Raw genomic sequence first — 23801 nt, forward strand, 5'->3', positions numbered from 1 at the left:
GGGAGGGACCGTGGCCGGAATTTCCTTGAAAAAGGTCGTCAAGCGCTTCGGCGTCTACGAGATCATCCATGGCGCCGACCTCGAAGTCGCCGACGGAGAGTTTGTGGTGTTCGTCGGCCCTTCCGGCTGCGGAAAATCGACACTGCTGCGAATGATTGCCGGGCTCGAAACCATCTCTGATGGAACGGTGTCGATCGGCGGAAGGATCGTGAACGATATTGAGCCGGCCGATCGCGGCGTCGCCATGGTGTTCCAGTCCTACGCGCTTTATCCGCACATGACGGTCGAACAGAATCTGAGCTTCGGGTTGAGAATGACCGGCCATGACAAGGCCGATGTCGCGCGACGGGTCAAACGCTCGGCCGACACGCTGCGCATCTCTGAACTGCTCAAGCGCAAGCCGCGCCAACTCTCGGGGGGCCAGCGCCAGCGCGTCGCGATTGGTCGCGCCATCATGCGCGAGCCTCAACTGTTCCTGTTCGACGAGCCACTCAGCAACCTCGACGCCGAACTCAGGGTGCAGATGCGGGTCGAACTCGCGCGGCTGCATAAAGAGCTCGGCGTCACCATGATCTACGTTACTCACGACCAGACGGAGGCGATGACTCTGGCCGACAGGATCGTCGTTCTCAACGCCGGCAACATCGAACAGATCGGCGCACCGCTCGACCTCTACGACGATCCGGCCAACCGGTTCGTCGCCGGCTTCGTTGGTTCGCCGAAGATGAACTTCATGGCAGGCAGGATCGTCGAGACCAACAATGGCGCGGCGATCGTCGAGTTGGTCAATCACCGCGGCGCGCGTCTGCGCAAGCCGGCTGTCGATGCTCCCGCGGTCGGTTCCGATGTCGTCATCGGTGTCAGGCCGGAGCATTTCTTCAATGCCGGTGAGGGCGACTGCGACATCACCATCAAGGCCGACGTTGCCGAACATCTGGGCTCCGTGAGCTATGTCTATGCAAACGCTGGCAGGGAGGAGTTGATCATCGAGCGCGAGGCGTCACGGCAGCGCGCGAACGGCGATCACCTCACGGTTGCCCTCAGGGCCGACCGCTCGCTCCTTTTCGACAAAACGGGCGCCAGGGTTCGCTGATTTCTCCATTTCCCATCATGCCCGAGCGGCTCCAGGAGACCTGAAATGAACGCATCGTCGAAAAAAATCCGCTGGGGAATCCTCGGGCCTGGCAGTATCGCGAAATCCTTTGCTGGCGGGCTTGCCCAATCACGGACCGGCATCCTTGCCGCCATTGGCGCGCGCAATCCGGGCAAGCCCTGCCTCGCCGAAAGCTTTGCCGGCGCCCGCATCCTCGATGGATATGACGCGCTGCTTGTCGATCCGGAAATCGACGCAATCTACATTTCGACGCCGCATCCGAGCCATGCCGAGTGGGCGATCAAGGCGGCAGAGGCGGGCAAGCATGTGCTTTGCGAGAAGCCCCTTGCGCTCACCGCATTCGAAGCCGACGCGATGATCCATGCGGCGCGCAAGGCCGGCACGTTCCTCGGCGAAGCCTTCATGTACCGGCTCCACCCGCAGACGCTGAAGCTGGCGGACCTGATCAAATCAGGCGTCATCGGCGAAGTCCGCATGATCAAGTCGAGCTTCGGCTTTGCCATGCCGGGCTTCATGCCGGAGCATCGGCTCTACGCGAATGACATGGCCGGCGGTGGGATACTTGACGTCGGCGGCTATCCGGTTTCGATGGCCCGCTTGATCGCCGGCGCTGCGGTGGGAAAGCCGTTCGCCGAGCCAGACAAGGTATTTGGCGTCGCGCATCTGGGCCAATCCGGGGTCGATGAATGGGCCTCGGCGTTGCTGCGGTTTGCTGGCGGTATTGTCGCCGAGGTGTCTTGCAGCATTTCGCTCAACCAGGACAATATTCTGCGCATTCTCGGCACGAAAGGGCAGATCGAGGTGCCAGACTTCTGGTTTGCCGGCGGCAACCGCGACGTCGGGCCAGGCAAGATCGACGTGATGCATCTCGACGGGAAGTGCGAGACGATCAGCGTGAACGAAACACGCCATCTCTATTCCTTCGAGGTCGATGCCGCCGGCGAAGCTATCCTCTCAGGCAGGCAAGAACTCGTGTGGCCGGGCATGGACTGGGCCGACAGCCTCGGCACCTTGCGCGTGCTCGACAAATGGCGCGCCGCAGTTGGTCTCGAATACGGCATCGAGAACGCCGCAAAACGCGTGAACACGATTTCCGGCCGTCCGCTGCGGCGAGGCGGCACGGCGATCGGCAAGCGCAAGATCCCGGGACTGCTGCGGGAGGTATCCTTGCTCGCCCTTGGCTTCGAAGATTTCCGTACCTTCTCTTCCGGGTCAATCCTGCTCGATGCATTCTTCGAGGCCGGCGGCAACCTGTTCGATACGGCCTACATCTATGGCGGTGGCGGCTACACCGAAACGCTGCTCGGTGAATGGCTGGCGAACCGCGGCGTGCGCGAGCAATCGGTCATCATCGGCAAGGGCGCTCACACGCCGCTCTGCTATCCCGACGTTATCGGCAAGCAACTGACGCAGTCGCTCGAACGGCTGCAGACGGACCATGTCGATGTCTATTTCATGCATCGCGACAATCTCGACGTGCCGGTCGGAGAATTCGTCGATGCGATGGATCGGGAGGCGAAGGCCGGGCGCATTCGCGGGCCGTTCGGCGGCTCCAATTGGACGCGCGAGCGCATGGACGAAGCGATCGCCTATGCCGACAGGACCGGCAAGCAAAGGCCCGGTACGCTGTCCAACCATTTCTCGCTGGCCGAGATGCTGACGCCGATCTGGCCCGGCTGTGTCACGGCCTCGAGCGACGACTGGAAACCATGGCTTGTCGCTCGGCAGATGCCAAATTTCGCTTGGTCGAGCCAAGGGCGCGGTTTCTTCACAGATCGCGCCGGACGTAACAAGCTTGACGACGACGAACTCGTCCGCGTCTGGTATTCGGACCGAAATTTCCGACGCCGTGACCGAGCAATCGAGCTCGCGAACCGTCTGGGCAAGAGCCCGATTCACATTGCGCTCGCTTACGTCCTGGCGCAGCCCTTTCCCTCCGTTCCGTTGATTGGCCCGCGCACGCTCGCCGAATTGTGGGACAGTCTTTCGGCGCTCGACATCTCGCTCTCAAAAAACGATCTGGAGTGGTTGGAAGGGGCTAAAGGTGGTCCATCCTGATTAACGTTATTCTGGGACTTCGCAACGGTCGACAAAACCGGCCTCAGATGTCTTCAAATGGCGCAACCAAGACTTCCAGCATGGTCACCCGCCCTTGGTGGAGGGATGCATCGACGTGATCTGACCCAAGGCGGTCATTGCTGACCCTACCTGTGAAAGTCTCGAGTTGGCCCCTTCCGTACCTCGAGATCCATGGGTGCGCTCGACGATGAGATTGGCGACGGCGACCTCGTCACCACGACGTTCCCCCACACGAGCGAAAATCCGATCTGGCGCTACAAGCTTGGCCCGGACCGAGGGCTTTGTAACCTGACCCGACGGGCTCCTTCGACGTGCCGCTCCAGTCCGAAACGCCGCGTTCGCAGCCAGGGGGAAGTAGCTTTCCAAAATCGCGGCATCCTCACACACTCAAGTACATGCCGCTGGTGCGATATTCCGTCGGGCTCGCGCCATAGACCCGGCGGAACACCTTGGCGAAATAATTCGGATCTGGAAAGCCGCACAGGATCGAGATTTCCTTTACTGGCACGGTGTTCTTGGCCAACAGCTTGACTGCCCGCAGCAACCGCTTCTGGACCACGAACTCCGCCGGCGGCATTCCTTCGCTGGCGGCAAACACGCGCGAAAAATGGGCTCGGCTCATGCCGGAGACCTGAGCCAGTTCCTCAACCGGCAGCGGTTTGTCGAGATTGGCAGCAATGTGATCGATCACATGCTGCATGGCCCGGCTCTCCTTGCTTGCCACGGGGTGCGAGCCGAAGACATCGTCATAGAGCACCATCGCGGCTTCATAGGCGATCGAAGAGGCGCTGCCGGGACGATCGGCGCCGCCCTCGATCAGACGCAGAGTGCAGTCTGCGAGGCGGTCGATGGTTTCCGGATTCAATTTGAAGAGAGGTCCGGTGACGTTCAGAATGTCCTGCTGGATTCGCAGCGCCTCCTCGCCATGCATCGATATCCAGAAGAACTCCCATCGCCCGCCATCCTCCAACCAGTAGCGATGGTTGTGCGGGATAACAAGCAGCAACGTCTCGCCGGGACGCACACGATAGGTCCGGTTTTCGTAGCGCAGATTGCCGGCTCCCGCGATGGTATGCTGCAGCACCGTGAAGCTGGACTGGCCACGTTTCCGGCCATCCCAACTGTAGCTGCTGTCGGTTCGAATCTCATAACCGGTGCTGGTCGGCATCGTGTGCAGGCGCTGGCGTCCGCGTGGCAGCGAGACACTCTTCATCGTCGGCCCGGATTCGATCAGGTGGCTGAGCACAAATTTACCCGCGATAGCACAATCGACCTCTAGGCCCCCGCCAGCATTATGCGCATAATCCGATGAAAGAGAAGAATACGCACGGCCCAAAGTTGGTGACGCTCGAAAGGGAGGAAAAAGCCCATCAGCGCATGCGTGCGCCGATTCTGCGTCAATTTTACCTAGTGGCTGGAAGCCGGCAGCTTGCCGGGAGGATGAAAATGAGCAAGTTGAAGATCGCCATCATCGGTGCGGGCAGTATCGGTTTCACCAAGAAGCTGTTCACAGACATTCTGTGCGCGCCGGAATTGCAGGACATCGAAGTCGCGCTGACCGACATCAGCGAGCAGAACCTGCAGATGATCAAGGCGATCCTCGACAAAATCGTCGAGTCAAACAAGCTGCCGACAAGGGTGACTGCGACCACCGACCGCCGCAGGGCGATCGAGGGGGCACGCTACATCATGAACTGCGTTCGCGTCGGTGGGTTGGAGGCATATGCCGACGACATCCGCATTCCGCTCAAATATGGCGTCGATCAATGTGTGGGCGACACAATCTGCGCCGGCGGCATCCTCTACGGCCAGCGCAACATTCCGGTCATCCTCGACTTCTGCAAGGACATCCGCGAGGCCGCAGCGCCGGGCGCGAAGTTCCTCAACTACGCCAACCCCATGGCGATGAACACGTGGGCCGCAATCGAATATGGCAAGGTGGATACCGTCGGGCTCTGTCACGGAGTGCAACATGGCGGCGAGCAGATTGGCGAGATCCTCGGCGCAAAGGAAGGCGAGCTCGATTTCATCTGCTCGGGCATCAACCACCAGACCTGGTTCGTCGACGTGCGGCTGAACGGCCGCAAGATCGGCAAACAGGAGCTGGTTGCCGCCTTCGAGGCGCATCCCGTCTTCTCGCAGCAAGAAAAGCTGCGCATCGATGTGCTGAAGCGTTTCGGCGTCTATTCGACAGAAAGCAACGGACATCTGTCGGAATACCTGCCTTGGTATCGCAAGCGGCCCGACGAGATCACCAAATGGATCGACATGTCGGACTGGATCCATGGCGAGACCGGCGGCTACCTCCGCTACTCGACTGAAAACCGCAATTGGTTCGAAACGGAGTTTCCCGCGCTGCTAGAGCAGGCAGGCAAGCCGATTGACGTGCAAAAGCGGTCCAACGAGCATGCCAGCCACATTCTGGAGGCGCTTGAGACCGGCCGCGTCTATCGTGGTCACTTCAACGTGAGGAACGACGGTGCCATCGTCAACCTGCCCGCTGACGCGATCATCGAGTCGCCTGGCTTCGTCGACCGCTTCGGCATCAACATGGTCGCTGGGATAACGTTGCCGGAGGCCTGCGCGGCTACCTGCATGGCATCGATCAATGTGCAGCGCATGTCGGTGCACGCCGCTGTGTCGGGAGACATCGACCTGCTGAAGCTGGCTGTGCTGCACGACCCGCTGGTAGGTGCGATCTGCACGCCCGAGGAAGTGTGGCAGATGGTCGACGAGATGGTCGTCGCCCAGGCCGAATGGCTGCCGCAATATGCCGATGCCGTGCCTCACGCCAGGGAGCGGCTCGCCAAGGCAACCGTGAAGACCCGCGACTGGCAGGGGGTGGCGCGCCGACAGGTGCGCACGATTGAACAGTTGCGCGCCGACAAGGTCCAGGCAGCCGAATAGGCGGCGCTCATTGCAGATCGCCCGTGGGGCGTGAAGTCAAAGGCCGGCTGAACGGCTGTATCGAGGAACGCCAGGAACCACTGGCGCTTAAAGGGAGAGAAGTCGATGATGATCAAATTTGGCCTGCGCAGGACTGCGTTCTTGCTTCTTGGCGTGTCGACCCTTGCGACCTATGCCGTCGCCTCCGAGCCGGTGGAGGTGCCGCAGCAGCCGGAGTTCCCCGCGCAGGGCAAGGCAGCCTATGTGCCGCGCGATTCGATCGAAGAGTTCAAGTCGCTGCCGGAATACAAGGAGCCGACCTGGGTTACCGAAAAGTTCGTTAAGACGGGCAAGCTGCCGCCTTTGGCGGAGCGCCTGCCTAAGGAGCCGCTGGTATTCAAGGCCGGCAATGCGCCCGACGGCATAGGCACCTATGGCGATGTCATGCGCCACGTCATCGGCGGCCGGCCGGAAGGCTGGAATTATTCGGCCGGCCAAACCCAAGGCTGGGGCGGCATCGACATCGGCATGTCGGAATGCCTAACGCGCACCGCGCCACTGTTCCAAATCGAGGCCCAGGACATGGAGCCGCTGCCGAACCTTGCCAAGAGCTGGTCATGGTCCGACGACGGCAAGGTTTTGACGATGAAGCTTATCGAGGGGGCGAAATGGTCCGACGGCGACCCCTACGATTCCGAGGATATCATGTTCTATTGGCAGGACAACGTCCTCGATCCGAACGTAACCCCGCTCAACGCCGCGTCACCGGAAACCTTCGGCACAGGCACAACGCTGAAGGCGATCGACGCGTACACGATCGAGTGGACCTTCAGCGAGTCCTTTCCACGCCAGCACCTTTACGCCATGGCCTACGGCACGTTCTGTCCTGGCCCATCGCATATCCTGAAGACCAAGCACCCCAAGTACAATAAGGATATGACCTACGACCAGTACAAGAACGGCTGGCCTGCCGACTTCATGAACATGCCGGTCATGGGCGCCTGGGTGCCTGTCGCCTACCGCCCCGACGATATCATCGTGCTGCGCCGCAATCCCTATTATTGGAAAGTGGACGAGGCCGGCAACCAGCTGCCTTACCTAGACGAGCTGCATTACAAGCTGTCTACATGGGCGGACCGCGACGTGCAGACGATCGCCGGCTCGGCCGACTTCTCCAACCTGGAGCAGCCGGAAAACTTCGTCGAGGCCCTCAAGCGGGCCGCCGATCCGAACGCGCCGGCGCGCCTTGCCTTTGGCCCGCGTGTCATCGGCTACAACCTCTACCTCAATTTCTCCGGGAATGGCTGGGGCGAGCCGGACGAGCGTGGACAGGCGCTGCGCGAGCTGAACCGCGATCTGGATTTCCGCAAGGCGGTGACTATGGCGCTGGATCGCAAGGCGCTGGGCGAGTCGCTTGTAAAGGGCCCGTTCACAGCGATTTACCCAGGTGGATTGTCGTCGGCGACCAGCTTCTATGACCGCGCATCGACGATGTACTATCCTTTCGACCTCGACGGCGCCAAGGCGTTGCTGGAAAAGGTCGGCCTCAAGGACACGGACGGCAATGGCTTCGTGAACTTCCCCGCCGACAGGCACGGCGGCCGAGACCTCGAGGTCGTGCTGCTCGACAACTCGGACTACACCACCGACAAGAGTCTGGCCGAAGGGGTCATAGGCCAGATGGAAAAGCTCGGCATCCGCGTGGTGCTGAACGCGCTCGACGGCAAGCAGTTCGATGCCAACCGGTACGCCGGCCGGTACGACTGGATGGTCATGCGCAACGAAGCCGAGCGTGCTTCGGTGGTGCAGGATACGCCCGAGCTCGCCGCGACCGGTCCGCGCACCAGCGACCATCACCGCGCCCCGGAGGGCGGCCAGTTGGACCTGATGCCGTTCGAACAGGACCTGGTCGAAACGGTCAACAAGTTCATTGCCAGCAGCGACGACACCGAACGGGCGGAGCTGATGAAGCAGTATCAGAAGATCGCCACGACCAACCTTGATACGATTGGCCTGACCGAATATCCCGGCGCCCTCATCATCAACAAGCGCTTCGCCAACATTCCGGTGGGCGCGCCGATCTTCATGTTCAACTGGGCGGAAGACACCATCATTCGTGAACGCGTCTTCGTGCCCGAGGACAAGCGGGCAGACTTCGAGCTCTTCAAAGAAACCCTGCCAGGCAAGCCCGGGGTGGGTGAAGGCCCCGCAAGCTGAGGCGTATCGTTTCCTTCCCCTCGGTCTGCCCGCAAGGGCGGCCGTTGGAGAGATACCGCCGGTCGAGCCGGTCTAAACTCCATCGACAGCAACGTTCAGCTGGGAGCACACGGCAATGCTGAAATTCCTCGCCATGCGCGTCGCCTCTGCGATCCCGCTGCTGTTCGTCCTCAGCCTCGTCACCTTCACCATCATTCAGGCGCCGCCCGGTGACTACGCCGACTACATCCGTTCGCAGGCGATCAACCAGGGCGGCGCTTCCTACGAGGAGGCCGAAGCACAAGCACAAGCTTATCGCGTCGCCAACGGCCTCGATAAGCCGCTGCCCTTGCAATATGCAAACTGGATAACCGGCATCGTCACACGCGGCGATTTCGGCCACAGCCTTTTCTACAACAAGCCGGTCGGGGAGGTCGTGGCCGAGCGCCTGCCGCGCACACTGATTCTGGCGCTGGTGTGCCACTTCCTAGCCTCGGCCATCGGCATCGGCTTCGGCATCCTTGCGGCCACGCGACAGTATTCCTGGATCGACACGACGTTGTCGTCCGTGGCGTTCCTCGGCATGACCGTGCCGCGCTTCCTGATGGCGCTGATCATGGTCTACGTCCTGGTCTTCCACTTCAGCGTGTCCGACATCAACAACTTCTTCTCCTCCCGCTACGGCGGCGCGCAGTGGTCGTGGGCGAAATTCGTCGACCTGCTCAGCCATGTGTGGCCAGTCATCGCAATCGCCGTATTCGGCGGGCTTGCCTACAACATGCGGGTCATGCGGGGAAACCTGCTCGACACGCTGAATGCCCAATATGTCGAAACCGCCCGCGCCAAGGGGCTCAGCGAAAGCCAAGTCATCATGCGTCACGCGGTTCCCAACGCGATGCATCCACTCATCATGTATCAGGGCGTCGCCCTGCCTTACATGCTGACGGGCGAGATCGAGGTCGCCATCATATTCGGCCTCGCCACCGTCGGACCAGCCATCGTCGGCTCCATGCAGGTGGGCGACGTTTATGTCACTGCAACCTTCATGATGGTGCTCGCCGCGACCCTGATCCTCGGCAACATTATCGCCGACATGCTGCTTGTGCTGGTCGATCCGCGCGTGCGTATCGGGGGAGGAGACTGAGATGCGCCTCACTGCCGCAGAACTCCCCTTGACGTCGGAGCCGACGCATCACGAACCGCTGACGCCGCCGCTTGAGCCAAAATCGGCCGCGACCGTGCCGCCAAGGACGGGTCACGGCGAAAGCTACCCGGCGCTGGTGTGGCGCCGGCTGCGCAAATCGTGGACGGGCATGCTCGGCCTGGTGCTGGTTGTCGGCCTGCTTCTGATGGCGGTCTTTGCCGACTTCCTGTCGCCCGTCGATCCCAAGTTGACGGACATCGCCTTTGCGCCGCCGCAGGCAATCAGCTTCCGCGACAAGGAAGGCAATTTCAGTTTTGCGCCGCGCACCTACAAGTTGGGCGAGGGCGAGGAACTCGATCCGATCACCTTCCAGCCGATTGTCGGTCCCGATTATGACAACCCGCAATGGCTGGGGTTCTTCGCCAAGGGCGCGCCCTACTTCCTGCTTGGATTCATTCCGGCGGATCGACATTTCTTCGGCGCGGTCGATGGCAGCCCGGTGCACCTGCTCGGCACAGACAAATTCGGCCGCGACATTCTCTCGCGTATCTTTTACGGCGCGCGCATCTCGTTGATGATCGCTCTGACCGTGGTCGCCATCATCACCGTCGTTGGAACGACAGTCGGCATGGTGTCGGGATATTTTGGCGGCCGCTTCGACGCCTGGATGCAATGGTTTGTCGACCTGATTCTGGCTTTCCCGCAACTGCCGCTCTATCTGGCGCTAACCTCGCTCATCCCGGTCACCGCGCCGACCAACGTCTTTCTCGCCTTCGTCATCTTTGTGATGTCGGCGCTGGGCTGGGCGCAGCTGTCGCGCGAAGTGCGCGGCAAGACACTGGCGCTCGCCCGCATCGATTATGTGCGAGCCGCTGTTGCTATCGGCGCAACCGACCGCCGCATCATCTTCCAGCACATCCTGCCCAACGTCATGAGCCATGTCATCGTCGCCGTCACGTTGGCAATCCCAAGCGTTGTCCTGCTGGAGTCCTTTCTTGGCTTCCTCGGCTTCGCCGTCAAGCCGCCGCTCATCTCCTGGGGGCTGATGCTGCAGGACACCGCGACCTATTCGGTCATCGGTTCTTATCCGTGGATCCTTGCGCCGGTCGGCGCGGTTTTGGTCACGGTTTTCGCCTTCAACGCGCTGGGCGACGGCCTGCGCGATGCAATCGATCCGTATTGAGGAGGGCGAGATGGCCGAAGAGCATGTCATTGTACCCACCGAACGTCTGGACCGAAAGCAGAAACCCGGTCGGCCGGTGATCGATGCGCGCAACGTGGCGGTTAGCTTCAAGGTGGAGGATGGCACTGTTGAGGCCGTGAAAGGCGTGTCGTTCCAACTTCACCGCGGCGAAACCGTCGCCATCGTCGGTGAGTCCGGATCGGGCAAGTCGGTGACGGCGCGCACCATCATGGGGCTGCTGACCAAACGCGCCACCGTCAGTGATCGGGCGAGCATCGCCTACAACGGGCGCGATGTGCTGAAATTCTCGACGCGCGAACGGCGGTCGCTGCGCGGCGACCGGATATCGATGATCTTCCAAGAGCCAATGAGCTCCCTCAATCCCATCTACATGGTCGGCAGCCAGATTGTCGAAGCGATCCGCGCACACAAGAGGGTGAAGCGCCGCGATGCCGAGGCGCGCGCGCTCGAGCTGCTCAAACAGGTGCACATTCCAGATCCAGAATCGCGGCTACGGCAATATCCGCACCAGCTGTCCGGCGGCCAGCGCCAGCGCGTGATGATTGCCATGGCGCTGGCCAACAGCCCTGATGTGCTGATCGCAGACGAGCCGACCACTGCGCTGGACGTCACGGTCCAGGCGCAAATCCTGAACCTCATCCGCGAGCTTCAGCAACGGCTCGGCATGGCGGTGATCTTGATTACCCATGACCTCACCGTGGTCCGGCAGTTCTCCGACTACGTCTATGTCATGCAGCACGGCGTGGTGCGCGAGCACAACACGACCGAGGCGCTCTTCAAGGAGCCTAAGCACCCCTACACCCAGCGGCTGCTCGCTTCCGAACCGCGCGGCAGCGCCAATCCGCTGCCGGCCAAGTCTCCCGTCATTCTGGAGGGTAGGGGCGTGCGCGTTTCCTTCACGCTGAAGAAGGGCGGATTCTTCAACCCAGAGATGCATGAGTTGGTCGCGGTCAACGACCTCGACATTCATCTGCGCAAGCATGAGACGTTGGGCCTTGTGGGCGAATCCGGCTCCGGCAAGACGACATTCGGACAGGCGCTACTGCGACTCATCAACACCAGGAAAGGCGAAGTCAGCTTCGATGGCGAGCCAATCCAGAACAAGACCCGTAGCGAGATGCGGCCGCTGCGCGCGCGCATGCAGATCGTGTTCCAAGATCCTTTCTCATCGCTCAATCCGCGAATGTCGATTGGCCAGATCATCGGGGAGGGTCTCGTCGTCAACGGGCTTGGCACAACCAAGGGCGAACGCCAAGACAGGATCAAGGAGGCACTGGTTTCGGCTGGCATGCCAGAGAACATCCTTTCGCGCTTTCCGCATGAATTCTCCGGCGGCCAGCGCCAGCGCATTGCAATTGCGCGCGCTATCGCCCTCGAGCCGGAATTCATTCTGCTCGACGAACCTACATCGGCGCTCGATCTCTCCATTCAGGCGCAGATAATCGATCTTCTGCGCCGCCTCCAGGACGAAAGGGGATTGAGCTACCTGTTCATCTCGCACGACCTCAAAGTGGTGCGAGCGCTGTGCCACCGCGTCATGGTCATGCAGCACGGCAACATCGTCGAACAGGGCCCGGTCAGCGAAGTCCTTTCGAAACCCAAAACCGAATACACGCAACGGCTCGTGAGGGCCGCCTTCCAGGTCGCAGCATAACTAGGAAAAAAGGCTTCTCTCATGGCTAAGCAACCCAAGATCACATTTGTCGGCGCCGGTTCGACTGTGTTCATGAAGAACATCATTGGCGATGTATTGCAGCGGCCCGCGCTGTCGGGCGCCACGATTGCGCTCATGGACATAAACCCTGAGCGGTTGGAGGAAAGCGAGATCGTCGCAGGCAAGCTGGCCAGGACGCTCGGCGCGTCGGCCAAGGTCGAGACCTATTCCGATCAGAAGAAAGCGCTGGAAGGCGCCGATTTCGTTGTCGTCGCCTTCCAGATCGGCGGATACGAGCCCTGCACGGTCACCGACTTCGAGGTGCCGAAAAAATACGGCCTGCGCCAGACCATCGCCGATACGCTCGGCGTCGGCGGCATCATGCGCGGCCTGCGCACCGTGCCGCACCTGTGGTCGGTGTGCGAGGACATGCTGGAGCTTTGCCCTGATGCGATCCTGCTGCAATATGTCAACCCCATGGCCATCAACACCTGGGCAATCTCAGAAAAGTATCCGGCCATCAAGCAGGTGGGCCTTTGCCATTCGGTGCAGGGCACCGCCTATGAACTGGCGCGCGACCTCGACATTCCGGTCGATGAGATCCGCTACCGCGCGGCCGGCATCAACCACATGGCCTTCTATCTGAAGTTCGAGCACCGGCAGCCAGATGGCAGCTACCGCGACCTCTATCCGGATCTCTTGCGCGGCTATCGCGAAGGGCGTTTTCCGAAGCCCAGCCACTGGAACCCGCGCTGCCCCAACAAGGTGCGTTACGAAATGCTGAAGCGGCTCGGCTACTTCGTCACCGAAAGCTCGGAGCATTTCGCCGAATATACGCCCTACTTCATCAAGGAGGGCCGCCCCGACCTGATCGAGAAATTCGGCATTCCGCTCGACGAATATCCGCAGCGCTGCGTCGAGCAGGTGGCGCGCTGGAAGAGCATCGCCGACAGCTACCGCAAGGCTGAGACGATCGAAGTGCAGGAAAGCAAGGAATACGCCTCGTCGATCATGAACTCGGTGTGGACCGGTGAGCCCTCGGTCATCTACGGCAACGTCCGCAACAATGGCTGCATCACCTCGCTGCCGGAAAACTGTGCCGCCGAAATGCCGTGCCTGGTCGATGCGTCCGGAATCCAGCCGACCTATATTGGCGCGCTGCCGCCGCAGTTGACGACCCTCATCCGCACCAACATCAACGTGCAGGAACTCACCGTCGCCGCTCTGATGACGGAAAACCGCGAACATATCTACCACGCCGCAATGATGGATCCGCACACCGCTGCCGAGCTTGACCTCGACCAGATCTGGAACCTTGTCGACGACTTACTCGCCGCGCATGACAAGTGGATTCCAGCTTGGGCAAGGTCAGCCAAGAAGGTGCGCGCGGCCTGAACTGCCACCAAGCCCAGCGATGCGGTCAGAGCGTCGCAGGATACACCCAATTCCAAACCGCAACGCGAATTGCCTAACGGCGGGAGCAAGTTGGTGATGGGTGGTTGTTGAGCGGCTTCCCGGACAAACGCGTCTCGACCTGGATGTGGGCCTGTTCGCGAATTTTCTGGTATGAGGGGAAGCGAGCCTCACGCACCTATGTCCAACTGTCCAGCGCCGTCTTTTAGGCTTTGATATAACTCGCGGACGCGGCGTCCTTCAGTGACCTTAGCCAGTGGCTAAGCGCACCCTACGGCATCGACGTCGTGGACCGGACCAATCAAACGCGCCGCTCGTTTTCATCCACGCGATCGCCTCGTGCGCCAGAGGCAAGGCACATGAACGAATACATTCGCCCCGTCGGCAGCATGCTCTCCAACCCGAAGCTGAGGTGTGCCATGGGCTGCGAAGCGGTGAAACAACTGCCGGAGCGTCGAGGACCGGGCGAACTTGGTGCGGTCGCCATCGGCGATCGTCCATTCTCACCAACTTCCAATAGTTCGTCGTCGCTTGATTTGCTAACCTGCGGACCATCGACGGCCTGGAGGGAGCGGCGATGCGTCCGCGAGGACTGATCCTTTGGACCTGCGCAGCCATGTACCTTGCTGCGGCTACGCATGCTCGATCCCAAGGGACAGAACCCCCTAGGCCCGAAGCAATGACATCCACCGCCGTTGAGAAAAACTCCAGTGTCTTTCAGGACCTGACTGCCCTGTTCAATGAAATCCTGGGCATCGTCGGCGCCCTTTCCGATCCAGAAACGAAGAAAAGGTTCGCCGACACGTTCGATGCGATGGATCAGAATCTTGCGCAAGTCATTGTTGCCAAACACGACATCCTTCATGCACTTGAGCACGATCCGTGTTCGGCCGGGGGACAAACCGAAGCGGTGAGATTGGCAAGTTGGCAGGCCTCTCAGCTTACACCTCTGATTCTGAAGCTAAGTGCGCAGATAGGAGACATCAGGACGTCGATGCAGTCCGCCGAGGTCAGGGCACATGCCGATGGCATTGTAAGCAAGTTGTTGGCTGACGAGGTCCACAGGTACTGGTCGGGTGACCTGCTCATGTACTGCCGACTGAGCCCGGATCAGCAGGCGGCGTTCCTTATGGAAATCCAGCAAAGCCAAACCGCGCTTCAAGCTTCCAGCGCCGGTCTAAGAAACCTGATTGCGAAGCTCAATCCGTAGCCGATGCCAAGCTTCCATCGTGAGCCATCGGACAATGTGAAGGTCAGGCTGGAGAGCTTGCAAGCTCGCAGGGTGATCGCCGAGGGATGCTTGATCGGCCACCCAGTTGACCTGGCAGCAAGAAACGTGTGCGTTTCCGGTAGGACGCCTTGAGATCAGCCTGTCATTTCGCGCTGCGGAGGTCGAAGGCAATGGATGATCATGAAATCGTTGCCATTCGAGCCTTGCTCGGCTCCAAGCCCCGTCCCATCGGATGGGAGGCACGACGGCAGCGCATTGATGAGGTGGGGTCGGTCTGGCGCGTCGCCGACGACATCAAGCTTGAGCGGGTGGTGCTGGAGGGGCGTTTGGAAGCCGAGTGGTCGATCGCTCCCGGAAGCGACCCGTCTCGCGTCCTCATGTACTTTCATGGCGGTGGCTATTGCTCGGGGTCCATACTCAGTCACCGTCGTTTGGTGACCGAGGCTGGCCGGGCGGCCGGTGTGCGAACTTTCGCCGTCGCCTATCGTTTGGCGCCTGAGAACCCTTTTCCGGCAGCGTCGGAAGATGCCGTCACCGCCTGGCGCTTCCTGTTGAAACAGGGCTTTGTGGCGGCAAATGTTGCAGTCGGCGGCGACAGCGCCGGTGGCGGGCTCACGGTCGCGCTACTGACGGCATTGCGAGGTATGGCGGCAGCATTGCCGGCTTGTGTCTGGCTGGTCTCCCCCTGGACTGACTTGACCCTTTCGGGCACAACGCTCGATAGCAAGGAGGCGGACGATCCGCTCATTCGCAAAGCCTATCTGGCCGAACTTGCCGACGCCTATCTGCCTACCACGATCGACAGAAAGGACCCGCGTGTTTCGCCGCTCTACGCCGATTTGAAGGGTTTGCCGCCGATGCTCATCCAAGTTGGCTCAGCCGAGACCTTGCTTGCCGATGCAACGCGCTTTGCGGCTGTTGCGGGAGCGGACGACGTGGCAGTCACGCTGGAGATCTGGCCCCGGATGATCCACGCCTGGCCCTTGTGGAACGCCCATTTGGAACCCGGTCGACTTGCATTAGGTGCTGCCGGGGCCTTCATACGCCACCACACATCAACTGGATGATGTTTCCGAGGTATTCGAAGTTGCGGCCCTTGGCGCGGCGCAGGGGAGGTTGGTGCTCGGTTCGCGGGACTGCGGCCAGCTACCGCTCGCCGGGGGCACTGGTAAGGCGGCTTCGCACGGGCGGCACGAAGCGCGTCCTCGTGCGACACGTTACCGTGGAAGACGGACGGGCACGCGCGCCGGACAATTCCGGGCTGGCTGCGCTCGGCGGCCGGATGACCGGCTTTCATTTCGGAATCTTGACGATTCTCGGAACCCTGAAGGACAACGGATGTGCATCAGCCGGCGGCAGGGTCGCTCGTGGACCTGTGTTCTGAACTGGCACGTTAATGTATGCGCCGTCCCGAACTTTTTGAAATGTCTCCTCGACGATCGCGGAAAAACCGCCGCTGTGCATGCCGCTCAGAAAGGCGAGCGTATAGGCAGCTTTGCCCGAGAAGGAGAACTCGCAGTTCTCGAATGAACAACCCGTCAGCGTCGGAGGGATATCGCCCGCATAGTCGCGCCGACAACGATCGAACAGGCAATTCTCGAAATGTTTTCCGTCGAGCGAGAGACTTTTTGTCGGATTACGGCGGTGCTGCTGCCGACGATGCCGCCGTCGCCGCATATCTGGCTGGGCGAAATCCCGCCACGAACGGCGCCGAGACATTTACAGCGGACCATTCCGCTGGCGGCTCAGCGGGCTTCCTCAACATAAATGACGTGCCAGAACCTCCGGTGCCGCTGCTCGCGGCGCCGGGTGGCGTGGAAGCGCAAGGTGAGGATTTGTGGGGTGAAGTGCTGACCGGGGACACGCTGGACTCAATCGTCGCCGCAGCGATTGATCGCTGGGCGGCCACTGGCCTGACCGACGAGCAGCGCGCGGTTCTCAATTCGGCGACCTTCGAGATCGCCGACCTCGGCGGCAGCTATCTCGGGCAGGAGGGCGGCTCGCATATCCGGATTAACGACGACGGCGCCGGCCATGGCTGGTATGTCGATGCAACGCCGCTCACCGACGACGAGTTTGCTAACCGCGTCGGCGACACACGACTGATCTCCGACGGCACGCAGGCGCCGGCCGGCCAGTACGACCTGCTGACCGTCGTGATGCACGAATTCGGTCACCTGCTCGGGTACGACGACACCTACGCGGTCGATCAAAGCTCGACGCTGATGTCAGGATGGTTGACAACCGGCGAACGACGCCTGCCAAACGTCGTCTACACCCCCCAGGATCAATACTACTCGGCAAATTCTTTCGAGTAGTCCATACAAATGGCGCGCCGGCGGGCGCTTTCCGGAGCGGTGCTGGGACGGCTAAGCCAGCGGCGGCCGGGAAAAGACCGAACAGGCTCTGATATCCGGGCTGTGCTCTGGAAGACGGCGGAAACTAAACAAGCGCCAGATGGAAGTGGCAGAATGGCCGACAATAACAGAAATACGGCAAGGAACGGCGACACGGCCGGCGCGCCATCGCCGCAATTGCCAATTTTCTACACAGCGCCGGAGGCCCTGAACCCCAAACGGCACGGCACGCTGAGCCTAGTCCTCAAATCCGACTTTCGCTTCGCCGCTTCCGCCTATGCCATCCCCATCGTGGCGTCGGAAATGCCGGCAGCGATGCGCTCCTATCCGATCGTCTTCATTGGCCCGGAAAAGATGCCGGTGGTCGTCACCGGGTTGCGCCAGGATGAGAACCTCTTCGTCGAGCCGGACGGCTCCTGGAGCGCGCCGCACTACGTTCCGGCCTATGTCCGCCGCTACCCCTTCGTGATGGCCGAGGACGCTGAGCAGACCGGTCGGCTGACACTCTGCGTCGATCGCGGGAGCGACCGCCTCATCGAGACCCCGGCGACACCGCCGGCCGACGGCGAGGCCGTGTCCGTGCCGCTGTTCAAGGGCAGCGAGCCCGCCGACGCGACACGCAAGGCGCTCGAATTCTGCAAACAGTTCCAGCTCGGGTTTGCGGCGACGCGGGCAATGATCGAACGTATAGACGCGCTTGGTCTTTTCTCCGCACGGCGCAGCACGGTGACGCTCGATAGCGGCGAAGTGCTCAACCTGTCGGACTTTCAGGTGGTGGACGAATCCGCGCTCAATGCCTTGGGCGACAGTAACTTTCTGGATCTCAGGACATCCGGTGCGCTGGCGATGATCTACTGCCATCTTGCTTCTTCCAACAGTTGGAACGCACTGGCGCATCAGGCGCAGGTAAGAAACTAGGCCAGGCATTCGACCGACGCTGCTGTGAGGCGCCGATGTGGTCAGCACCGTGGCCGGATTGGGGCCGACGCGGTCCGGATGCCGTACCGCACTTCAGGAATCTCGACTCTCCATGTCTGGTCGTTGCGATCGTTGGCCGGCGCCATCCATGCGCATTTTGTTGGCCTCAAGCCAGCGCTTGACCACCCTGCGGCTGGTCTCGCCCATGCCTTGGATGCGACAGAGGTCGATAACCGCGACCCAGGCGGGATTGGGATGCCATTCCTTCGGCACCCACCAACTGTTGCCGAGACCTGCCTCGCGCCACAGAATTGCCCGGATGCGAATGAGCTGCCGGGCGGTGGTGGTGAATTCATCCAATCGCCGTAGCGGGCCTTCCTGGCCCCTCAGTGTCTCAACCATGGCTGGCGCACCCCGGTCCCTTGGTGCGAAACGACGGAACCAGTCGCGGTATTTCAGCGAAGGCACGAAATGAAAAATGGCACACGCAAAGCGTTGCCAGGCAAAAACCTGTCCCCATTGCTCCCCCCACAGGATGCTAAAGTCATCAAACCAGATTGTTAGCCGGAGGTCGAGCGATCCGCCGAATTTCTCTGGCGACTTGAGGCGAACCTCCAAGGGCCGGGAAAACCGCAAGACGCACAATCCCGATGGTGACAGGAAAACGAATAGATCAACTCATAAAGGCGAGCTGTTCGTGCAGCGTTCCGATGCTCATCAGCAACACACTCTAGGGGAGGTTCTTTTCAGCCTCAGCCCGGCCAGCATTCTTGAATTACTCCATTGTGCCGGTGCGGTAGTCATCGCTGGCGGCTTGAGCGTTCAATGTCGGTTGCGCCGGGAAGTCCAAGAGAATGCGGACCCGGTCACTACCGCATCGCTGGCATTTCAGGCGGCTTCCAAGCCATGCGATTGGGAAGCCCCGGCCGCGCGTCGCGACAAACGTCATCATGTCGATCGCCGCCAAGTATTCGATACCGACAATCCTCATCGCCTGTCAGTTCATGCTGATGGTCACCATCAACGCCAGTAACGATGGCGCACTAAGCGACCACCGCAAAACTGGACCTCGACAACGCCTTGCACGATGGTGAGGAACTGCTCGATCACTCGCACTTCATGAAGCCGCGGTTCGCTTTGCGCTGTTCAACAGGGACGTGGTGGTGGCTCGTCCGCCGGATTCGGGTATTTCCGCCTACGTTCTGAGTTGACCAGTGACCAGTAAAGAGTGCTGAAGAAATGATCGTCAGTAAAGGTGCCCATTGCGATGCCTGATTCTACGTCAAGCCTAAGTTGTCCGTTCTTGAAATACGGCCTATAAATCGAGATGTATGTGTCACTCGAATGTATTAGGACATCGAACGTTTCAGCTAGCCCCTCATCAGGCGGGAGATGCTCCCGACGCAAACGTACGAGGTTCTCAGGGCTTGGGTGCGTTTGAGCAATCCATATCCAATCAGCAACTGCTCCGTACATCCGTCCTGAAAAATCAAGCCTCTTGTTCTGTTCGGCAGACTGCATAGCTTCGTAAAGCCTGCGGGTGACTGGATTTGGCGGAGGTATCGCTATCATTCGAAAGGCCTTCCTCACTCGGGTAGTGCAGCAAAGACCTTATCATGAAATGGACCCTGGAAACCCTCATAGACGAGCGGATGGATAGAGGCGGGTTGAGCCAACCTCGCGTTTACAACGCAAATGTCACTCCCACGGGAGATGTCCCAATTGTTGCACGCGACACATTGCTGATCTACTGGCGTTTCGCCCTCAGCAGATTGGCGAGTTCGCCGTAGGGCGCCTTGCAACGGTCGAATGCCAGCGGGCCGGGCTCGTCGACGAGCTTGCAGCCTTGCTTTCGAGCGATTGCATCGAGGAGGAGCGTCAGCGAACGGTCAGCGCAGCCCGCAATGATCATCCCGGCCTTGTCGTATTGCTTGCGCCACCCGCAGCGGTCGCATGCGACGATAATTTTGCGGGCTGGATAGTCGGCGAGTTTTCATGCGCCCGTCATGGCGACCTCCTCAAAAGCAAAAGGGATCGCCGCACCGGGTTCAGCAATGTCTCGATTCGAAGGCGGCGACAAGCCACCTGCAAGCCCACCACCGCGCATTCGTCGCGGCTGGCACGGTTGCCCGGTCACGGCGCCGAAATGTTCAGGAAACAGAAGCGCGGTTTCCCCAAGCCTATGAAGTCCGCGAAGGGGTCAAGGCGCGGTGGCGCTTTTCCCGGAGCGTGTGCGGCAAGCATTGGGTGAAGCCGCAAATGACCCTCGTCGGCCCTCAGGAGCCGGCATAAGGAAATATCGGTCAATTGGTGAACCGCTTCACATCGGGGGATCGCTAACAGGCGCACCTTCAGTCATAAGCAAGCCGTTCGAGAGACGAGTGATATCGAGGTTTGTCGGAACCCGATGGAGTAATCGAACATAAAACGCGTTCTTTCGACCGCTCTTTTCACCATGATCCTCGCCAGCCCAACGCTGGCGCAGACCACGACGACGGGTGGCGGTGCTACTCTGAACGTCCAAAGTTCCAAGGGCAGCGGAACACTTAAGGATACGACATCGCATACTACACACAGCAATGGCGTGGTGGTCTCGACATCAACCGGCAGTGATGGCCAACCGAACGGCGGTGGCGGTGGCGGTGGCGATGGCGGCGGTAACGGTGGCGGCGGTACGAATGGTGGAACCGCTGGTGGCGGCGCTGGCGATAGCAAAGAGGGCCATTAGAAATTAGATTCTTTCCTCCGAATTGCGGCCGGCGGTGGCAATCGCCAGGTCCGCGCCGCGCCTGAAGGCGTGACGCGGACAGCCTCGGCCGCCATGTGTCACCTGCTGCCGCGATTATCGAGCAGGCTCACGGCCATAGCGGCACCAAGCACGCCACCGAGGCGGCCTATCGGCGGCGCAAGGCTCTGAAGAAGGCGCGGCTGATCTTTGCCGACTGGACCTCCTGCGCCAGCAAGATCGTGCCGCTGCCTGCGTCAGAGGCGGCATAGCCGGCGCTTCTCGGCTCACCAGCGCGCGTTCGTCGCGGCTTAGGATAGATGCCGGCCAAGCGCCCGGCGTGCGCTGGCGAGCCCCTGACTGAAAGGCGTAAGAGATTTCGCGAAAGGCCGGATGGGCAACCCGCCAGGCATGACGCAAGCTCGGCCCCGTTGCCGTTGCCTTTAGCCCAAGGCCCCCCGCCGGCGCGGCAACGCCCGGCGAGTCGGTTACTCGGCTCGTCGGGTTTCCGGGCCGGCGCATTTATCGGGAATTGCCGCAGCCGATTCCGGGCATTCTCATCCACAGGCTTGGATGCGATGTCTGCGGCACGCGGGTGGAACTGAGCTACGCCCAGAGGCCACGCAGAGGCCACGCAGAGGCCCCGCCGATCCGCATCTGAGGGCCAAAGGCAGGTAGGCTTGTTTGGCGAAGCAAGCTGTTCGCCGGACCGGCAGCGAACATGAGACGAACGCGGAATAATTGTTTGGCCATGAAACAGTTTTCAGCGCCGCTCGTTTTTAATCACGCCGTCCGAAAAGGGAGGTTGGTGATGATGAGATTACTGCTCGCGGCAACGGTGTTTCTCTCGGCAATGCCGGCACACGCAATCACGCGCTACAATTCGACCAGCATGAGTTGCGACGAGGTCAGGGGTACTATCCGTCAAGATGGCGCGGCGATCATGCGTTATCGTTCGACGCGCAATCCATCCCTCCAGCTATTCGGCCGCTATGTGCTTGACGATCGCTTTTGCAGGCAGAGCGAGCGGGCGGAAACTGTGTTTATTCCGTCCGCTGATCGAAAGTCATGCCCCGTCTATGAGTGCAAACCCTTCGACATCGACGACGATTTTCCTGTTCTGAGGCTCCATCGCTTCGACTGAGTTGTTGAGATGAACTTCGTACCCTAAAGCGTGATGACGGGCTCCGGCAGGCCAGGAGTGTCGACCGGCCGCATGAAAACCGCACCGCCGAGATCTTTTCCCTTGCCGCTTCCGTTGTGCTGCTGTTCCAACCGGTCGTAACATACAACGTTCAGTTCTGGTCCGCCAAAGCAGAGGCTTGAAACGAAAGTGGTCGGCAAATAGATCAATGCATACGACTTTGCTGCCGCCATAGAGTGCGCACCAGACATTCCCGACGCTATCTACAGTGAGGCCGTCGGGCTGTTGATTTCCGCGAGGTCCTACCGCGGCGGAAATGTGAGCTTCGCCGCAAGAACCCGTGCCTTTTCATTCAAGGAAACGACGTGAGTGACGAATTGGCCGCTTGCGGTAACAGATTTTCAAGGTTAACGAAATTAGCCTGCAGTCATCATCAACGGACACTGGCTTAGCCACGAACAGATGACGCGTATTTCCATGCTAGCCAATGTTGCACGTGCCAGCTTGTTGGTTGCAGCCATTGCCTTGGCCGGCTGCACGGATATGACATCGCGCAGGGTGAATCCCAACGCGGAAAAGGCGCTGCCTCAAAAGATCCTCGCCGAGATGAAGACGAAAGGGATGACCCGCTCCTCGCCCGTCATGGCGCGCATCTTCAAGGAAGAGGGCAAGCTCGAGATCTGGAAGCAGACGAAAAGCGGGCGCTACGACCTCATCACCGAGTATGACATCTGCAAGTGGTCGGGCAAGCTTGGGCCGAAATTCACCGAGGGCGACCGCCAGGCGCCGGAAGGGTTCTATACGGTCCGGCCCGCGCAAATGAACCAATGGTCGAACTATCATCTGGCGTTTAACATCGGCTACCCCAACGCGTACGACCGTGCACAAGGCCGCACAGGGTCGAACCTCATGGTTCATGGAGCCTGCTCCTCCTCAGGCTGCTATTCGATGACCGACAAGCAGATCGAGCAGATCTACGCCTTCGGGCGCGACGCCTTTCGCGGCGGCCAGAGGGAATTCCAGATCGAGGCGTTTCCCTTCCGCATGACTGCGGCCAACATGGCGCGCTATCGCAACGACCCGAACTACGAGTTCTGGAGCATGCTGAAGGAAGGCTACGATCATTTCGAGATCACAAAGGTGCCGCCAAAGGTCGATGTCTGCGAGAAGCGCTACGTCTTCAACCAGACGGCCGGCGCCGGCGTTACCTTCACCTCGACTGGCGCATGTCCCCTCACGACGCAGCCCAATTCGCTGAAGATTGCCTACGAGAGCTACCAAAAGACTTACGACGCGGCCTTTTCGACCGCCGTCGGGTCGAGCACGCCTCAGCCGAAGGCGACGATCGGTGGTCCCAAGGAAGCGGCGTTGGTCTCGGACTGGACCCGCAAGCGCGCCCGCGGTGAACGCGTACCGCTCGAGCCGCCAGCTATGCCGTGAGCGTGACCACGTGGATGGGTCGCATCGATTTGGCCCGCATGGCCGTGGCCGACGCTGCAGGCGACCGGCGCCATATCGCCTGTCTTGCCGGAACGACCAGCCCGATCCTCGTTTCCAACGTCAGCGTGTGCAGTATGATGGAGGCGAAAGTCCCGGCACGATCGTCGTGCACATAGCCGATCGGTTTCTCTAAGCCGTGGAGGGGGATGGTTGGGCAACGCGCTACTGCGTTGCCATGGGCGAGGAGGCTCTCACGTTCATAGGCCGGGCGATCGTTGGTCGCAAAGAAATCTGGC

At 60.6% G+C, this 23801-nt stretch carries 23 protein-coding genes and 2 pseudogenes; 17 read left to right on the forward strand and 8 right to left on the reverse strand.

Annotated elements, in window-relative coordinates:
- The first annotated feature begins 10 nt into the window (after positions 1-10).
- On the forward strand, positions 11-1093 hold the full coding sequence (locus tag F3H98_RS24545) for an ABC transporter ATP-binding protein (RefSeq protein ID WP_149762962.1): 1083 nt from the start codon (positions 11-13) through the stop codon (positions 1091-1093).
- A 45-nt stretch (positions 1094-1138) separates the two neighbouring features.
- Positions 1139-3172 carry an aldo/keto reductase gene (locus tag F3H98_RS24550; protein WP_149762963.1) on the forward strand — a complete coding sequence of 678 codons (2034 nt, stop codon included), beginning with the start codon at positions 1139-1141 and terminating at the stop codon, positions 3170-3172.
- A 400-nt stretch (positions 3173-3572) separates the two neighbouring features.
- On the opposite strand, the gene F3H98_RS24555 is transcribed toward F3H98_RS24550, so the two are convergent.
- Positions 3573-4406, reverse strand: a complete 834-nt coding sequence (locus F3H98_RS24555) for an AraC family transcriptional regulator (protein ID WP_149762987.1) — start codon at positions 4404-4406, stop codon at positions 3573-3575.
- A 233-nt stretch (positions 4407-4639) separates the two neighbouring features.
- Here F3H98_RS24555 and melA (F3H98_RS24560) point away from each other — a divergent pair, with 233 nt between their 5' ends.
- The 9 genes from melA (F3H98_RS24560) to F3H98_RS24600 all read left to right on the forward strand — a co-directional run bounded on the left by melA (F3H98_RS24560) (position 4640) and on the right by F3H98_RS24600 (position 15988).
- The gene (gene melA, locus F3H98_RS24560) at positions 4640-6100 is read left to right on the forward strand and encodes an alpha-glucosidase/alpha-galactosidase (RefSeq protein ID WP_149762964.1); all 1461 of its coding nucleotides are present in this window, start codon (positions 4640-4642) and stop codon (positions 6098-6100) included.
- Positions 6101-6208: 108 nt separating this feature from the next.
- Positions 6209-8296: an ABC transporter substrate-binding protein gene (locus F3H98_RS24565; protein ID WP_149762988.1), complete on the forward strand. Its 2088-nt coding sequence runs from the start codon at positions 6209-6211 to the stop codon at positions 8294-8296.
- A 115-nt stretch (positions 8297-8411) separates the two neighbouring features.
- Complete coding sequence (locus tag F3H98_RS24570) at positions 8412-9419, forward strand: ABC transporter permease (protein WP_149762965.1); 1008 nt, start codon at positions 8412-8414, stop codon at positions 9417-9419.
- Between the two features lies 1 nt (position 9420).
- The gene (locus F3H98_RS24575) at positions 9421-10602 is read left to right on the forward strand and encodes an ABC transporter permease (RefSeq protein WP_149762966.1); all 1182 of its coding nucleotides are present in this window, start codon (positions 9421-9423) and stop codon (positions 10600-10602) included.
- Positions 10603-10612: 10 nt separating this feature from the next.
- Positions 10613-12277 carry an ABC transporter ATP-binding protein gene (locus F3H98_RS24580; RefSeq protein ID WP_149762967.1) on the forward strand — a complete coding sequence of 555 codons (1665 nt, stop codon included), beginning with the start codon at positions 10613-10615 and terminating at the stop codon, positions 12275-12277.
- Positions 12278-12298: 21 nt separating this feature from the next.
- Positions 12299-13672, forward strand: coding sequence for an alpha-glucosidase/alpha-galactosidase (gene melA, locus F3H98_RS24585; protein ID WP_149762968.1), 1374 nt, complete (start codon positions 12299-12301; stop codon positions 13670-13672).
- 377 nt (positions 13673-14049) lie between these two features.
- Positions 14050-14286 (forward strand): hypothetical protein, encoded by a 237-nt coding sequence (locus tag F3H98_RS24590; RefSeq protein WP_149762969.1) that lies wholly within the window; start codon positions 14050-14052, stop codon positions 14284-14286.
- An 83-nt stretch (positions 14287-14369) separates the two neighbouring features.
- Positions 14370-14900, forward strand: coding sequence for a hypothetical protein (locus F3H98_RS24595; RefSeq protein WP_149762970.1), 531 nt, complete (start codon positions 14370-14372; stop codon positions 14898-14900).
- Positions 14901-15091: 191 nt separating this feature from the next.
- Positions 15092-15988 carry an alpha/beta hydrolase gene (locus tag F3H98_RS24600; protein WP_149762971.1) on the forward strand — a complete coding sequence of 299 codons (897 nt, stop codon included), beginning with the start codon at positions 15092-15094 and terminating at the stop codon, positions 15986-15988.
- Positions 15989-16214: 226 nt separating this feature from the next.
- Here the strand turns inward: F3H98_RS24600 and F3H98_RS24605 are convergent, their stop codons facing one another.
- The gene (locus F3H98_RS24605; RefSeq protein ID WP_244621873.1) at positions 16215-16640 is read right to left on the reverse strand and encodes a hypothetical protein; all 426 of its coding nucleotides are present in this window, start codon (positions 16638-16640) and stop codon (positions 16215-16217) included.
- Between the two features lie 68 nt (positions 16641-16708).
- Here F3H98_RS24605 and F3H98_RS24610 point away from each other — a divergent pair, with 68 nt between their 5' ends.
- Together F3H98_RS24610 and F3H98_RS24615 are read left to right on the forward strand one after the other, a co-directional pair.
- Positions 16709-17239, forward strand: a complete 531-nt coding sequence (locus F3H98_RS24610) for a hypothetical protein (RefSeq protein ID WP_149762972.1) — start codon at positions 16709-16711, stop codon at positions 17237-17239.
- 153 nt (positions 17240-17392) lie between these two features.
- A complete protein-coding gene (locus tag F3H98_RS24615; protein ID WP_149762973.1) occupies positions 17393-18196 on the forward strand; it encodes a SapC family protein in 804 nt (267 codons plus the stop codon).
- 93 nt (positions 18197-18289) lie between these two features.
- Here F3H98_RS24615 and F3H98_RS24620 read toward each other — a convergent pair whose 3' ends face one another.
- Positions 18290-18832, reverse strand: coding sequence for a hypothetical protein (locus F3H98_RS24620; RefSeq protein WP_149762974.1), 543 nt, complete (start codon positions 18830-18832; stop codon positions 18290-18292).
- 61 nt (positions 18833-18893) lie between these two features.
- Between F3H98_RS24620 and F3H98_RS31265 the strand changes: the two genes are divergently transcribed.
- A complete protein-coding gene (locus tag F3H98_RS31265) occupies positions 18894-19229 on the forward strand; it encodes a hypothetical protein (RefSeq protein ID WP_188130546.1) in 336 nt (111 codons plus the stop codon).
- 714 nt (positions 19230-19943) lie between these two features.
- On the opposite strand, the gene F3H98_RS31270 is transcribed toward F3H98_RS31265, so the two are convergent.
- Positions 19944-20108 (reverse strand): hypothetical protein, encoded by a 165-nt coding sequence (locus F3H98_RS31270; RefSeq protein ID WP_188130547.1) that lies wholly within the window; start codon positions 20106-20108, stop codon positions 19944-19946.
- A 687-nt stretch (positions 20109-20795) separates the two neighbouring features.
- Positions 20796-20921 carry a hypothetical protein gene (locus tag F3H98_RS32325; protein ID WP_280178025.1) on the reverse strand — a complete coding sequence of 42 codons (126 nt, stop codon included), beginning with the start codon at positions 20919-20921 and terminating at the stop codon, positions 20796-20798.
- 98 nt (positions 20922-21019) lie between these two features.
- On the opposite strand from F3H98_RS32325, the gene F3H98_RS31275 reads away from it, so the two are divergent.
- Together F3H98_RS31275 and F3H98_RS24635 are read left to right on the forward strand one after the other, a co-directional pair.
- On the forward strand, positions 21020-21193 hold the full coding sequence (locus F3H98_RS31275; RefSeq protein WP_188130548.1) for a hypothetical protein: 174 nt from the start codon (positions 21020-21022) through the stop codon (positions 21191-21193).
- Positions 21194-21672: 479 nt separating this feature from the next.
- Positions 21673-22065 (forward strand): hypothetical protein, encoded by a 393-nt coding sequence (locus F3H98_RS24635; protein ID WP_244621874.1) that lies wholly within the window; start codon positions 21673-21675, stop codon positions 22063-22065.
- Positions 22066-22088: 23 nt separating this feature from the next.
- On the opposite strand, the gene F3H98_RS31890 is transcribed toward F3H98_RS24635, so the two are convergent.
- Together F3H98_RS31890 and F3H98_RS32580 are read right to left on the reverse strand one after the other, a co-directional pair.
- Positions 22089-22298 (reverse strand): hypothetical protein, encoded by a 210-nt coding sequence (locus tag F3H98_RS31890; RefSeq protein WP_244621875.1) that lies wholly within the window; start codon positions 22296-22298, stop codon positions 22089-22091.
- A gap of 16 nt (positions 22299-22314) precedes the next feature.
- Positions 22315-22383, reverse strand: a pseudogene (locus F3H98_RS32580) (hypothetical protein); the annotation flags it as partial.
- 159 nt (positions 22384-22542) lie between these two features.
- Between F3H98_RS32580 and F3H98_RS24645 the strand changes: the two are divergent.
- Positions 22543-23499 (forward strand): annotated as a pseudogene (locus tag F3H98_RS24645) (L,D-transpeptidase family protein); the annotation flags it as partial.
- Here the strand turns inward: F3H98_RS24645 and F3H98_RS32585 are convergent.
- Positions 23495-23801 (reverse strand): hypothetical protein (locus F3H98_RS32585; protein WP_425294869.1); only part of this gene is annotated, 307 nt, incomplete at its 5' end. The pseudogene F3H98_RS24645 and the gene F3H98_RS32585 overlap by 5 nt on opposite strands.

This window comes from Neomesorhizobium albiziae (assembly GCF_900114255.1).
Taxonomy (GTDB): Bacteria; Pseudomonadota; Alphaproteobacteria; order Rhizobiales; family Rhizobiaceae; genus Neomesorhizobium; species Neomesorhizobium albiziae.

What these genes read in the sequence shown, in the direction of transcription:
- F3H98_RS24550 (WP_149762963.1), top strand. Translation starts at nt 1,139, where the DNA reads ATGAACGCATCGTCGAAAAAAATCCGCTGGGGAATCCTCGGGCCTGGC.
- F3H98_RS24555 (WP_149762987.1), bottom strand. Translation starts at nt 4,406, where the DNA reads ATGAAGAGTGTCTCGCTGCCACGCGGACGCCAGCGCCTGCACACGATG.
- melA (WP_149762964.1), top strand. Translation starts at nt 4,640, where the DNA reads ATGAGCAAGTTGAAGATCGCCATCATCGGTGCGGGCAGTATCGGTTTC.
- F3H98_RS24565 (WP_149762988.1), top strand. Translation starts at nt 6,209, where the DNA reads ATGATCAAATTTGGCCTGCGCAGGACTGCGTTCTTGCTTCTTGGCGTG.
- F3H98_RS24570 (WP_149762965.1), top strand. Translation starts at nt 8,412, where the DNA reads ATGCTGAAATTCCTCGCCATGCGCGTCGCCTCTGCGATCCCGCTGCTG.
- F3H98_RS24575 (WP_149762966.1), top strand. Translation starts at nt 9,421, where the DNA reads ATGCGCCTCACTGCCGCAGAACTCCCCTTGACGTCGGAGCCGACGCAT.
- F3H98_RS24580 (WP_149762967.1), top strand. Translation starts at nt 10,613, where the DNA reads ATGGCCGAAGAGCATGTCATTGTACCCACCGAACGTCTGGACCGAAAG.
- melA (WP_149762968.1), top strand. Translation starts at nt 12,299, where the DNA reads ATGGCTAAGCAACCCAAGATCACATTTGTCGGCGCCGGTTCGACTGTG.
- F3H98_RS24590 (WP_149762969.1), top strand. Translation starts at nt 14,050, where the DNA reads ATGAACGAATACATTCGCCCCGTCGGCAGCATGCTCTCCAACCCGAAG.
- F3H98_RS24595 (WP_149762970.1), top strand. Translation starts at nt 14,370, where the DNA reads ATGACATCCACCGCCGTTGAGAAAAACTCCAGTGTCTTTCAGGACCTG.
- F3H98_RS24600 (WP_149762971.1), top strand. Translation starts at nt 15,092, where the DNA reads ATGGATGATCATGAAATCGTTGCCATTCGAGCCTTGCTCGGCTCCAAG.
- F3H98_RS24605 (WP_244621873.1), bottom strand. Translation starts at nt 16,640, where the DNA reads ATGTCTCGGCGCCGTTCGTGGCGGGATTTCGCCCAGCCAGATATGCGG.
- F3H98_RS24615 (WP_149762973.1), top strand. Translation starts at nt 17,393, where the DNA reads ATGGCCGACAATAACAGAAATACGGCAAGGAACGGCGACACGGCCGGC.
- F3H98_RS31270 (WP_188130547.1), bottom strand. Translation starts at nt 20,108, where the DNA reads ATGATCATTGCGGGCTGCGCTGACCGTTCGCTGACGCTCCTCCTCGAT.
- F3H98_RS32325 (WP_280178025.1), bottom strand. Translation starts at nt 20,921, where the DNA reads ATGGCCCTCTTTGCTATCGCCAGCGCCGCCACCAGCGGTTCCACCATT.
- F3H98_RS24635 (WP_244621874.1), top strand. Translation starts at nt 21,673, where the DNA reads ATGAAACAGTTTTCAGCGCCGCTCGTTTTTAATCACGCCGTCCGAAAA.
- F3H98_RS31890 (WP_244621875.1), bottom strand. Translation starts at nt 22,298, where the DNA reads ATGGCGGCAGCAAAGTCGTATGCATTGATCTATTTGCCGACCACTTTC.